Annotated in this window: 9 protein-coding genes and 1 pseudogene; 2 read left to right on the forward strand and 8 right to left on the reverse strand. The window is 73.7% G+C overall.

Annotation, left to right across the window (positions count from 1 at the left end):
• Positions 1–111: 111 nt before the first annotated feature.
• Positions 112–1,446 carry an NAD(P)/FAD-dependent oxidoreductase gene (locus AB0J10_RS10635; RefSeq protein WP_363059942.1) on the reverse strand — a complete coding sequence of 445 codons (1,335 nt, stop codon included), beginning with the start codon at positions 1,444–1,446 and terminating at the stop codon, positions 112–114.
• Positions 1,447–1,855: 409 nt separating this feature from the next.
• Positions 1,856–2,755 carry a TIGR01777 family oxidoreductase gene (locus AB0J10_RS10640; RefSeq protein ID WP_363059944.1) on the reverse strand — a complete coding sequence of 300 codons (900 nt, stop codon included), beginning with the start codon at positions 2,753–2,755 and terminating at the stop codon, positions 1,856–1,858.
• A gap of 34 nt (positions 2,756–2,789) precedes the next feature.
• On the opposite strand from AB0J10_RS10640, the pseudogene AB0J10_RS10645 reads away from it, so the two are divergent.
• A pseudogene (locus tag AB0J10_RS10645) lies at positions 2,790–3,311 on the forward strand (N-acetyltransferase); the annotation flags it as partial.
• Here AB0J10_RS10645 and AB0J10_RS10650 read toward each other — a convergent pair.
• Entirely contained in the window at positions 3,292–3,975 is a 684-nt protein-coding gene (locus tag AB0J10_RS10650; RefSeq protein WP_363059946.1) for a TetR family transcriptional regulator, read from the reverse strand. The pseudogene AB0J10_RS10645 and the gene AB0J10_RS10650 sit on opposite strands and share 20 nt — an antisense overlap.
• Positions 3,976–4,121: 146 nt before the next feature.
• A complete protein-coding gene (locus AB0J10_RS10655) occupies positions 4,122–4,640 on the reverse strand; it encodes a DUF4240 domain-containing protein (protein ID WP_363059984.1) in 519 nt (172 codons plus the stop codon).
• A gap of 201 nt (positions 4,641–4,841) precedes the next feature.
• Between AB0J10_RS10655 and AB0J10_RS10660 the strand changes: the two genes are divergently transcribed.
• A complete protein-coding gene (locus AB0J10_RS10660; protein ID WP_363059948.1) occupies positions 4,842–5,762 on the forward strand; it encodes an SDR family oxidoreductase in 921 nt (306 codons plus the stop codon).
• Here AB0J10_RS10660 and AB0J10_RS10665 read toward each other — a convergent pair.
• From AB0J10_RS10665 to sucB, 4 genes are all read right to left on the reverse strand, one after another.
• Entirely contained in the window at positions 5,753–6,739 is a 987-nt protein-coding gene (locus AB0J10_RS10665; RefSeq protein ID WP_363059986.1) for a WYL domain-containing protein, read from the reverse strand. The genes AB0J10_RS10660 and AB0J10_RS10665 overlap by 10 nt on opposite strands.
• A gap of 141 nt (positions 6,740–6,880) precedes the next feature.
• Positions 6,881–9,565 carry a pyruvate dehydrogenase (acetyl-transferring), homodimeric type gene (gene aceE / locus AB0J10_RS10670; protein ID WP_363059950.1) on the reverse strand — a complete coding sequence of 895 codons (2,685 nt, stop codon included), beginning with the start codon at positions 9,563–9,565 and terminating at the stop codon, positions 6,881–6,883.
• A 505-nt stretch (positions 9,566–10,070) separates the two neighbouring features.
• The gene (locus AB0J10_RS10675; RefSeq protein WP_363059952.1) at positions 10,071–10,694 is read right to left on the reverse strand and encodes a GntR family transcriptional regulator; all 624 of its coding nucleotides are present in this window, start codon (positions 10,692–10,694) and stop codon (positions 10,071–10,073) included.
• A 109-nt stretch (positions 10,695–10,803) separates the two neighbouring features.
• On the reverse strand, positions 10,804–11,849 hold a 1,046-nt coding region (gene sucB, locus AB0J10_RS10680; RefSeq protein WP_363059954.1), incomplete at its 5' end, for a 2-oxoglutarate dehydrogenase, E2 component, dihydrolipoamide succinyltransferase.

Here is an 11,849-nt window from a genome sequence, read left to right on the forward strand (position 1 = left end):
CCCGCGGTCGCGGGTCACGGCCCTGCCCGCGCCTCCGGTGGCTCGGTGCCCCCGGGTATCGCCGGCCCGGTCCGGGCTGCGGCCCCCGCGGCCGTACGGCCACGCCGGCGGTCAGGCCGCGGCGGTGGTGAGCAGCGCGGGTGCGAGTTCGGGCTGGATGCCGAAGTCGCGCAGTACCGCGAGTGCCGCCCGGCGCCCCGAGTGCAGCGCTCCCTGGACGGTGCTCGTGTCCCGGTGGCCTCCGCAGACGTAGAGCCCGCAAAGCAGCCGCACCGGCCGGCGCAGGTCGTGGGGAGCGGGCATGGCGGGGACGGCCTCCGGGTCGTGGTGCACGTCCAGCAGCTCCCAGTCGGCGGTGGACGTCCCGTACAGCGTGCCGAGATGGGCCCGGACCCGTTCGTCGAGCGCGGCGGGCGGATCGCCCAGCACGGCGGACGTGACCAGCACGCGACCCTCGGGCGCACGGGAGGGGTCGACCTCGCTCATCACCGCCGTGTGCGCGACCGGACCGGAGCCGTCCGCGTCCAGCACCATGGCCGGCTCGGTCAACGGCGGTGCGGGGGCGGTGTGGTGCAGGACCGTCAGCGGATGGAAGTCCGGCACCCGCAGCCCCGGGAGCAGCTTCGCCGCTGCCCGGGCTCCCGTCGCCACGAGCAGGGAGCGGCAGGTGAAGGTGCCGTGCTCCTCGGTGGTGACCGAGGAGATGGACGCCTCGGTGACCCGGGCACCGGTGAGCACCGTGTCCGGTGGCAGCGTGTCCGCCAGCAGCTCCGGAAGCCTGTCGGCACCGCCCGTCGGCACACAGAGCCGGCCTCGCGCGAAGCCGCGCAGCACGAGGTCGGCGCAGCGGCTGGAGGAGACCAGCTCGGCATCGCTCAACAGGGCGGCGAGCAGCGGCCGGAGGAAGCCGTGAACGGAACGAGGGGGCAGGCCGCGGCTGAACAGGGCCTCGTGCGTGGGAGTTTCACGCCGGGCCAGCAGTCGCCGGGGCGGCGTCGCGGCGAGCCGCCCGAGCGCCGCCGCGAGCCGGGCCTGGTCGAAGGCGCCGCCGAGGGGTGTCCGGGGGGCGCTTGCCAGGGCGCGCGCCGCAGTCAACGCGCCCCTCGCGCGCCGCGCGCCTCCCGTCCCGCGCATGCCGAGGACTTCGCCGGCGCGGTGGTGCCGGCCCTCGCAGTGCACGAGCACGCCGGGCGAGAACCGGCTCAGCGGGAGGCCGGCCAGGGCGGGGATGCGGCGGAGTTCCGGATACGAGGTGTTGAGCAGCCGGACCGTCCGGTCGAGCCGGAACCCGTCCAGCTCCCCGGTGGCCGTCCGGCCCCCCACCCTCGGTCCGGCCTCCAGTACGACGACCGTGACTCCCGCACTGGTCAGCCGATGAGCCGCCGCGAGCCCGGCGATCCCGGCTCCGACGATGACGACGTCCGCGTGGCGTGCGCTGCTGAGCACGTGCCCCTCCCCGAGGTCGGCGCGGCTGTGGTGGGGTGCTCATGCCCCCAACCGGATGGCGGAATGCCGAAGTTCGGAACGAGGGTAGAAACCCGGCCGCAGGAATCCATGCGCGCGCGGTGGGCGCCCGGGAGCACGGGGTCGCACGGCCGTGCGACCGGCTTTGCCCCGGCGCGCACGCCGGGGCGTGCGGAGCGCACCACCGTCCTCGCGCGGAAGCGCCGGGCGTGAGAGTCGGCGCCCCGGCGGTGCCCGCACCGGTCCGCGCCGGCGGCCGCACCGGCCTGCGGCGAGGACCACCCAGGCCCCACGACGGGACCGATCAGGCCCCAGGGACCGTCCGGACGCCCGCCCGGGCGCGAGCCCCCTCGGTCGTCGGCCCCGGCGCGGCCGGGCCCGCCCGTCCGTGTCAGGCGAGCGCCGCGCGGATCGCCTCGTCGATGGACGGATGGGAGAAGGTGAAACCGGATTCGAGGAGCTTCCTCGGCACGACCCGCTGGCTGCCGAGGACGTCCTCCGCGAACTCGCCGAGATACACCCGCAGGGCGATCGGCGGCACCGTGAGCAGGGTCGGACGGTGGAGCACACGGCCCATGGCCGCCGTCACCTCGCGATTGGTCAGCGGTTCCGGAGCGGTCAGATTGACCGGGCCCGACAGGGTGTCCGTGTCCACGATGTGGCGCAGCGCCGCCACCTCGTCCTGCAGGGAGATGAAGCTCCAGAACTGGCGGCCGCTGCCCAGCCGCCCGCCCAGGCCCGCCCGGAACACCGGGAAGAGTCTTCCCCAGGCCCCGCCCTCACGCGCCACCACCAGCCCCGTGCGGGCGTACGCCACCCGCACACCCGCCGCCTCGGCCGGTGCCGCCGCGGCCTCCCACTCCTCGCAGACACCGGGCAGGAAGCCCGCCCCGGGGGGCGCGCTCTCGTCGACCGCGCGGTCGCCCGTGTCGCCGTAGTACCCGATCGCCGAACCGCACACCAGCACCCGCGGCGGCTCCTCCAGTGACGCCACTGCCTCCGCGAGCGCGGCCGTGCCGAGCACCCGGCTGTCCCGGATCTCCTTCTTGTACGCCTCGCTCCAGCGGTGGTCGCCCACGCCGGCGCCCGCGAGATGGACGACCGCCTCGCAGCCGACGAGCCCCGCCGCGTCCACGTACTGCCGTGCCGGATCCCACCGGACCTCGTCCGCGGCCCGCGGCGCCCGTCTGACGAGTCGCACCACCTCGTGCCCGCCCGTGCCTTCGGCCCGCAGGGAACGCACCAGTGCCGAACCGATCAGACCGCCCGCGCCCGTCACAGCAATACGCATGCGTCACATCCTGCCCCATGACACAGTGACCGCCATGTCCGAACCCGGCACGCCCTTCGTGATACGCCCGGCACAGGGATCCGACGACACCGCCCTCGCCGAGCTCGACCGGGCCACCTGGTCGACGCTGCACGCCGTCCAGCCGCGTCCGGTCCCCCCGTACCGGCCGTTCTTCGACGAGACCCACCCGCCGGAGCAGCACCTGGTCGCCGAACCCGCGACCGACGGCCCCGTCGGTGACGGAAGGATCGCCGGGTACATCCGTGTCTGCGCCCCCACGCCGCTCTCCTGTAACCAGCACGTACGCCAGATCCAGGGCCTCGCGGTGGCCGACTGGGCGCGGGGGCGGGGCGTCGCGCGGGCACTGCTCCGCGCCGCAGGTGACGCGGCACGCCGGCAGGGAGCGGTCCGCCTCACCCTGCGGGTGCTCGGGCACAACACCCCGGCCCGCCGGCTCTACGAGTCGGAGGGCTACACCGTCGAGGGAGTCCTGCCCGGCGAGTTCTTCCTCGCCGGGCGGTACGTCGACGACGTGCTCATGGGACGCCCGCTCGCCGGGTGGCCCCGGTCGTGGGGGCCAACGGGTGCAGACCGGCGGACAGTTCGCGCAGGCACCGCACGGCCGGCCCCGCCGGCGACCCGTTGCCGCCCACCGCCCCGGACGGCGCGTCCGAAGCGGCCCAGACCTCCAGTCCGATCCGCAGCGCGTCCATGGCGACCGCCGCCGCGAGCCGCAGCTCCAAGGGGTCGGCGTCCGGCCCGGCCAGCCCGGCGAGCACCGGTACCAGTCGCTCCTCCGACTCCTGGTTCACCCGGTACCAGACCGCCCGCAGCGCCGGATCCCGTACCGCCGCGCGCAGCAGCGCCCGCGTACGGCGCAGCCCTTCGGCCGACCCGCCCTCCGGCACCGAGAGCGCCTCGGTGAGCGTCCGCTCCAGGACCTCCGGCAGCGCGTCGCCCGGCCCGGCGGCCGCGAGCAGCGCCCGCCAGCGCTCGGCGCCCATGGCGAGCAACGGCCCGGCGGCGTCCTGTTTGCTGCGGAAGTACCGGTAGAACGTGCGCAGGGCCACCCCGGCCCGGTCCGCGATCTCCTCGGCCGACGTGGCGTGCGGACCGCGTTCCGTGAACAGTTCCGCGGCGGCGCGGGCGATCTCCAGCCGGGTGGCGGCCTTGCGGCGCTCGGTCAGCGGCCGGCGAGGTGACGGCGGCGTGGTGCTCACCGGACGAAGCGTACGCCCGCCGGCGGCGGACGGGCCCGACCGTGCGTCAGGGCCCGGAGCGTCACCCGCTCGTGCGCCGTACGCACTCCGTCCGGGCACGCTCGCGGAGAGTTTCGCGCCCCGGCGCGCGCCCGCCGGGGAGGCGGTCAGGACCCGAAGCGTTCCCACAGCGCAGGGAACCGCTCCGCGAGCACCCGGTCGTTCTCGAGGTCGAACGGGGTGCCCTCCGGCTCCGCGGACTGCGCGGCGATCCCCAGATCGGGTGCGGCCGTTCCGGTGAGCTGCTCGTAGGCCTCGTCGGCCGCGTACCCCAGCTCCTCACCGTCGCCGTCGATCTCCTCGTCGAAGTCGTCCAGGAGTTCGGCGAGGGAGTCCGGGTCGTGCACCGCGCCCTCGAAGACCTCCCGGCCCTGGCCGATCAGCCAGCAGCGGAAGTAGTCGAACGCGTCGTCGCTCGCGCCGTCCAGCAGCACGGTGGCCGCCCCCCACAGGTCCCAGCGGTACGCACGGTTGTAGCGGGACTCGAAGTGCCGCGCGAAGTCCAGGACGGAGTCGGGGTCGAGCTGCAGCAGCCGTTCGACGAGCAGGTCGGCGTGGTCCTCGGGGTCGCCCTCGGCGGCCTCGCGCGTGCTGTCGATGATCTCCCAGAACTCCGTCTCGTCCATCACGGGACAAGCATCGGGGCTCGCGGGGGGCCGCGCACGTGGAGCGGCCGAAACAGGGCCCCTGGAAAATCGGCCCCGACGATCGGCGGGGTCAAGGACCGGAGGGCGGCGGGCCGCTGTCGCGACACGACCCGGGGCGGCCGGGGAACCGGCCGGGAAATGCGGACGGAGGATGTCGCGATTCCGTGCGAGCGTCGCAGCATGACGACCGAAACAGCACTGCAGGGGAAGATCGCGCTCGTCGCGGGCGCGACACGGGGCGCGGGCCGGGCCATCGCCGTACAACTGGGCGCGGCGGGCGCCACCGTCTATGTGACGGGACGCACCACGAGAGAGCACGTCAGCGAGGTCGGCCGGGCGACCGAGACCATCGAGGAGACGGCCGAACTGGTCACGGAGGCGGGCGGCCTGGGCATCGCGGTCCCCACCGACCACCTCGACCCGGTCGCGGTCCGCGCGCTCGTCGCCCGCGTCGACGCGGAGCACGGCCGGCTGGACGTCCTCGTCAACGACGTCTGGGGCGGCGAACACCTCGTGGTCTGGGACACCAAGATGTGGGACACCGACCTCGACCGCGGACTGCGCATGCTGGAACTGGGCGTCCGCAGCCACATCATCACCAGCAGCTGCGCCCTGCCCCTGCTCGTGCGCCGGCCCGGCGGGCTCGTCGTCGAGGTCACCGACGGCACGGCGGAGACCAACCGCCGTTTCCGCGAGAACTTCTACTACGACCTCGCCAAGAACGCCCCGATCCGGATGGCGTTCGCCCTCGGCGAGGACCTGAGGGACACCGGCTGCACCGCGGTGTGCGTGACGCCGGGCTATCTGCGCTCCGAGCAGATGCTGGAGACCTTCGGGGTCCGCGAGGACAACTGGCGGGACGCGGTCGCCCACCAGCCACACTTCGCCGTCGCCGAGTCGCCGGTGTACGTCGGCCGCGCCGTCGCCGCCCTCGCCGCCGACCCGGACCGTGCCCGCTGGAACGGGCGGTCGCTCTCCAGCGGACAGCTGGCCCGGGAGTACGGCTTCACGGACACCGACGGGAGCCGGCCGGACGCCTGGGCGTACTTCGAGGACGTCGTGTTCGGGGGCAAGGCGGGATCGGCGGAGGACTACCGCTGAGCGGTGGTCCCGGCGGGCGGGCCCCCGTAGAGGGCGTGCATACCGGCGGCGGCCTCCGCGAACCTCTCGCGGAGGCCCTCCGGGCCCAGCACCTCCGACTCCGGCCCGAGCGACAGGAGCTGGGTGAACGCGACCACCTCGGACTCCACCCGAAGCGTGATCGTGCGCCACCCCCGCTCGTCCGCCGGGCCCGCCGCCCGCAGCGCCTCCTCGGCGGCGGCCCGGTCCGTGACGTGGGGCAGCCGGCGGGCCGCCTCCGGGGACAGCCGCAGCACCACCTCGTCCCGCAGGATCGAGCGGGCGAACTGCGCGGCGCGCTCCTCCCAGAAGGCGGGCAGATCGAAGGACGCGTCCCGCTCGAAGCGCTCGCCGGTCAGGGAGGCGGCCGTGAACCGGTCGATGCGGTAGACGCGGAACGACGTGCTGTCGGCGAGGGCGCACAGGTACCAGACCCCGGCCTTCAGCACGAGGCCGTGAGGCTCCAGCCGGCGCTCGGCGTCCCGGTAGCGCGCCGTCAGCACCCGGTCGTCCCACACCGCCTCGGCGACCACCGGCAGCAGGTCCGGGGTCTGCGGTTCCTGGTACCAGCCGGGCGCGTCCAGATGGAACCGCTGCTCCGCGGAGCGCGAGGCGTCCCGCAGCGAGGGGAGCAGCGCGGCGGAGACCTTGAGCCGCGCGGCGGAGGCCGCGTCCTCCAGCCCCATCTCGCGCAGCGCCCCGGGCACCCCGGACAGGAACAGCGCCTCGGCCTCGCTCCTGGCCAGCCCCGTCAGCCGGGTGCGGTATCCGCCGACGAGCCGGTATCCCCCGGCCCGCCCGCGGTCCGCGTAGACCGGGACCCCCGCCTCCGACAGGGCGAGAGCGTCCCGGGTGACGGTCCGCTCGGAGACCTCCAGCTCCCGGGCGAGCTCGGCGGCGGTCATGGCGGGCCGGGACTGGAGCAGCAGGACCATCTTGATGAGCCGGGCAGCGCGCATGGTGGCCATTGTCGCGGCTCCTGCGGACGGTGGCGGCCGCCCGGGACGTCGGAGCGGCCGGGGCGGGCCGGTACCGGAACGCCGACGCCCCCGCGGGCCCAGGGCCCGCGGGGGCGCGGAGGAGCGGAGGCGTCGGGGAGCTCAGAAGCCGTAGCGCTCGCGGGCGTCCTTCACCGCGGACGCCGGGACCTCCCCGCGCCGCACGAGCTGCGCCAGCGCCGCGACCACGATCGACTGCGCGTCCACACCGAAGTGGCGGCGCGCCGCCTCACGGGTGTCCGACAGACCGAAGCCGTCCGCTCCCAGCGACGACCAGTCCTGCTCCACCCACTGGGCGATCTGGTCCGGGACCTGGCGCATGTAGTCGCTCACCGCGAGCACCGGACCCTCGGCGCCCTCCAGGGCCTGGCGCACGTACGGGATCCGGGACTCGCCGCGCAGCAGCGCCTCGTCCGCCTCCAGCGCGTCGCGCCGCAGCTCGGTCCAGGACGTCGCCGACCACACGTCCGCCGTCACGCCCCACTCGGCGGCCAGCAGGCGCTGCGCCTCCAGCGCCCAGTGGATCGCCGTACCCGAGGCGAGCAGCTGGATGCGCGGGTCGTCCGCCGCGCCCTCGCCCTCCTTGAAGCGGTACAGGCCGCGGACGATGCCCTCGTCGACGCCCTCAGGCTTCGCGGGCTGCGGCATCGGCTCGTTGTAGACGGTCAGGTAGTAGAAGACGTCCGGGTCCTCGTCCGGGCGTGCCTCGCCGAACATCCGGCGCAGACCGTCCTTGACGATGGCCGCGACCTCGTAGGCGAACGCCGGGTCGTACGTGAGCGCCGCCGGGTTCGTCGCCGCGATCACCGGCGAGTGGCCGTCCGCGTGCTGCAGGCCCTCGCCCGTCAGGGTCGTACGGCCGGCCGTGGCGCCGACGAGGAAGCCCTTGCCGAGCTGGTCGGCGAGCTGCCACATCTGGTCGGCGGTCCGCTGCCAGCCGAACATCGAGTAGAAGATGTAGAAGGGGATCATCGTCTCGCCGTGCGTCGCGTAGGACGACGCGGCGGCGATGAAGTCCGCCATCGAACCGGCCTCGGTGATGCCCTCGTTGAGGATCTGGCCGTTCTTCGCCTCGCGGTAGTACATGAGCTGGTCGCGGTCGACCGGCTCGTACGTCTGGCCCTTCGGCGAGTAGATGCCGAGCGACGGGAACAGCGACTCCATACCGAAGGTGCGGGCCTCGTCCGGGACGATCGGAACCCAGCGCCTGCCGGTCTCCTTGTCGCGGATCAGGTCCTTGACCAGGCGGACGAACGCCATGGTCGTCGCCACCGACTGGTTGCCGGAGCCCTTGTCGAAGGCGGCGAAGGCCTTCTCGGCGGGCGCGGGCAGCGGAGCGACCGGGTGGACGCGGCGGGCCGGGGCGGGCCCGCCGAGGGCCGCGCGGCGCTCCTGGAGGTAGCGGACCTCGGGGGAGTCCGCACCGGGGTGCCCGTAGGGCACCTGTCCGTCGGCGAAGTCGGCGTCGCTGATCGGCAGGTCGAGCAGGTCCCGCATGGCCTTGAACTCGTCCGCCGAGAGCTTCTTCATCTGGTGGTTGGCGTTCTTGGACGCGAAGCCCTCGCCGAGCGTGTAGCCCTTGACCGTCTGGGCCAGGATCACCGTCGGGGCGCCCTTGAACTCCAGTGCGGCCTTGTACGCGGCGTACACCTTGCGCGGCTCGTGGCCACCGCGCGAGAGGTGGAAGCACTCAAGGATCTTGTCGTCCGAGAGCAGCTTCGCCAACTCGACGAGCGCGGGGTCCTTGCCGAAGAAGTCCTCGCGGATGTAGGCGGCGTCGCGCGTCTGGTACGTCTGGACCTGCGCGTCCGGGACCTCGCGCAGCCGGCGGACCAGGGCGCCCGTGGTGTCGAGCTGGAAGAGCTCGTCCCACGCGTTGCCCCAGAGGGTCTTCACGACGTTCCAGCCGGCGCCGCGGAACTGGGCCTCCAGCTCCTGCACGATCTTGAAGTTGGCGCGGACCGGGCCGTCGAGGCGCTGCAGGTTGCAGTTGATCACGAAGGTCAGATTGTCCAGGCCCTCGCGGCTGGCCAGCGCGAGTGCCGCCGTCGACTCGGGCTCGTCCATCTCGCCGTCGCCGAGGAACGCCCAGACGTGCGACGCGGAGACGTCCTTGATGCCGCGGTTGGTCAGATAGCGGTTGAAGCGCGCCTGGTAGATCGCCGACAGCGGGCCGAGGCCCATGGAGACCGTCGGGAACTCCCACAGCCAGGGCAGCCGACGCGGGTGCGGGTAGGAGGGCAGGCCGTTGCCGCCCGCCTCCTGGCGGAAGTTGTCGAGGTGCGCCTCGGTGAGACGCCCGTCGAGGAAGGCGCGGGCGTAGATGCCGGGGGAGGCGTGGCCCTGGATGTAGAGCTGGTCGCCGGAGCCGTCCTGTTCCTTGCCGCGGAAGAAGTGGTTGAAGCCGGTCTCGTAGAGCCAGGCGGCGGAGGCGAAGGTGGCGATGTGGCCGCCGACGCCGTGCTTGGCGCCGCGGGTCACCATCGCGGCGGCGTTCCACCGGTTCCAGGCGGTGATCCGGCGCTCCATCTCCTCGTCGCCGGCCGGGGCGGGCTCGGCGGCGGTGGGGATGGTGTTGACGTGGTCCGTCTCCAGAAGCTTGGGCAGGTCGAGCCCCGCGACGCCCTCGGCGTGCTGGAGGGTGCGGCGCATCAGGTACGCGGCGCGGTGGGGGCCGGCGGCCTTGGTGACGGCGTCCAGGGAGGCCGCCCATTCGGCGGTCTCCTCGGTGTCACGGTCCGGGAGCTGGTCGAGCTCGCTCGGAAGCATGGCTACGGGGTCGGTCATGACACCGCCTTCCGGAGAGGAGGGGGAGGTGGAGATGGGGCCTGTCTGGCAGGACGGGGCCGGGCGGACTGGTGAGTCCGTGGTGAACTGTAAGCCGACGATCGATGATCGATCAAAGCGTTGAGCGAAAAACATCTTCAGATCGAGAAAGTCGGCACAGGGTGCCTCGAAATGGGGCACGCGGTGCCGATGCGCTGTGTCCCGGTGCGGCGTTCTTCCGGCACGTCCTCCACGTCGCGTCGCACGGCGGGCACGCGGGTGCGGTGCCGGGCGTGGACGCGGGTGCGGGGCCTGCCGCGGGGTGGCGTGGCGCTGGGTGGGCGTGGCGCGGGGCTCGGCGACGAGCGGCGCTCAGGCCCGCCGGGCGCCCCGCGGGTGGCGCCGCGCCCACGCCCGCAGCGCGGCGCGGACGGTTTGCGGCGTGGACGGTTCCGTGCGGGAGGGCGCGGCTCCCCGCGAGCGCGGCGCCCGGCACCGCGCGGGCCGACGCCGTTGGGGGGCGGAGCTACGCGCGGGGGGCGCAGCCCAGCACGTGGGCCTTGACCAGCGCACCGATCCGCGGGTCACGCCGGCGGAACGCCTGCACCAGCTCCTCGTGCTCCTCCGCGTACGACTTCTGCTTCGTCCCCAGCCACCGGATGGACAACGCGGTGAAGACCTCGATCCCCAGGCCCTCCCAGGTGTGGAGCAGCACCCCGTTGCCCGCGGCCTTCACCAGTTCCCGGTGGAACGCCACCGTGTGCCGAACCTGTGCCGTCCCGTCCGCGGCACGGTCCGCCTCGTACAGCGCCGCGACGTGCGGTTCCAGCGCCGAGCAGTCGGCGGCCAGCCGCTCCGCGGCCAGTTCGGCGGCGATCTGCTCCAGGCCGGCCCGGACCGGGTAGCTCTCCTCCAGGTCGGCCGCGGTGAGGTTGCGCACCCGTACGCCCTTGTTGGGGGCGGACTCGATCAGCCGCAGGGACTCCAGCTCGCGCAGGGCCTCCCGCACGGGCGTCTGGCTCACGGCGAGCTCCGTGGCGATCCGGCGCTCCACGATCCGCTCGCCCGGCTTCCAGCGGCCGCTGACGATGCCCTCCACGATGTGCTCGCGGATCTGATCGCGCAGCGAGTGGACGACGGGCATGGTCATGAACCGCTCCTTCAAGAAGAGAAGACTCCTAGACAATACGGCGGCGGCCCCGCCCGGAAGTACTCCCGGGCGGGGCCGCCGCTGGTGAGGCTGGTTACAGCCGAGGTGCTCAGAGGCCGAGCTCGACCTCGAACTCACCGGCCTCGAGGATCGCCTTGACCGTGGTCAGGTAGCGGGCGGCGTCGGCGCCGTCCACCAGACGGTGGTCGTAGGAGAGCGTCAGGTACGTCATGTCGCGGACGCCGATGACGGTCCCCTCGGGCGTCTCGATGACAGCCGGACGCTTCACCGTGGCGCCGATGCCCAGGATCGCGACCTGGTTCGGCGGCACGATGATCGTGTCGAACAGCGCACCGCGCGAACCGGTGTTGCTGATCGTGAAGGTCGCACCGGCCAGCTCGTCCGGCGTGATCTTGTTCCCGCGGACCTTGCCCGCCAGGTCGGCGGTGGCCTTGGCGATGCCGGCCAGGTTGAGGTCGCCCGCACCCTTGATGACCGGGGTCATCAGGCCCTTCTCGGAGTCCACGGCGATGCCGATGTTCTCCGAGTCGAAGTAGGTGATGGTGCCCTCGTCCTCGTTGATCCGGGCGTTGACGACCGGGTGGGCCTTCAGCGCCTGGGCCGCGGCCTTGACGAAGAACGGCATCGGGGAGAGCTTGACGCCCTCGCGCGCCGCGAACCCGTCCTTGGCCTGGGTGCGCAGCTTCATCAGCCGCGTGACGTCGACCTCGACGACCGACGACAGCTGGGCCTGGCCGTGGAGCGCCTTCATCATGTTGTCGCCGATGACCTTGCGCATGCGGGTCATCTTGACGGTCTGTCCGCGCAGCGGGGACGGCTCGGTCGAGACACCTGCCGGGGCCTTCGCGGCGGGAGCGGGGGCGGCAGCCGGAGCCGCCGCGGGGGCCTTCGCGGCCTCGGCGGCGGCGACGACGTCCTGCTTGCGGATTCGGCCACCGACACCGGTGCCCTTGACCGAGGACAGGTCCACACCGCTCTCGGCCGCGAGCTTGCGGACCAGCGGGGTGACGTAGGCGCCCTCGTCCGCGGCGGTCGCGGCGGGAGCGGGGGCGGCAGCTGCGGGCTGCGCCGGGGCCGCGGGCGCCGGGGCGGCCGGCTGGGCCGGGGCGGCGGCGGGCTGCGCGGGAGCCGCCG

It is taken from the genome of Streptomyces sp. NPDC049887 (assembly GCF_040656535.1).
GTDB lineage: Bacteria > Actinomycetota > Actinomycetes > Streptomycetales > Streptomycetaceae > Streptomyces.

Excerpts from the sequence above, each read along its gene's own strand:
- AB0J10_RS10640 (WP_363059944.1), bottom strand. The coding sequence starts at position 2,755 with ATGCGTATTGCTGTGACGGGCGCGGGCGGTCTGATCGGTTCGGCACTG.
- AB0J10_RS10675 (WP_363059952.1), bottom strand. The coding sequence starts at position 10,694 with ATGACCATGCCCGTCGTCCACTCGCTGCGCGATCAGATCCGCGAGCAC.
- AB0J10_RS10655 (WP_363059984.1), bottom strand. The coding sequence starts at position 4,640 with ATGGACGAGACGGAGTTCTGGGAGATCATCGACAGCACGCGCGAGGCC.
- AB0J10_RS10660 (WP_363059948.1), top strand. The coding sequence starts at position 4,842 with ATGACGACCGAAACAGCACTGCAGGGGAAGATCGCGCTCGTCGCGGGC.
- aceE (WP_363059950.1), bottom strand. The coding sequence starts at position 9,565 with ATGACCGACCCCGTAGCCATGCTTCCGAGCGAGCTCGACCAGCTCCCG.
- AB0J10_RS10665 (WP_363059986.1), bottom strand. The coding sequence starts at position 6,739 with ATGCGCGCTGCCCGGCTCATCAAGATGGTCCTGCTGCTCCAGTCCCGG.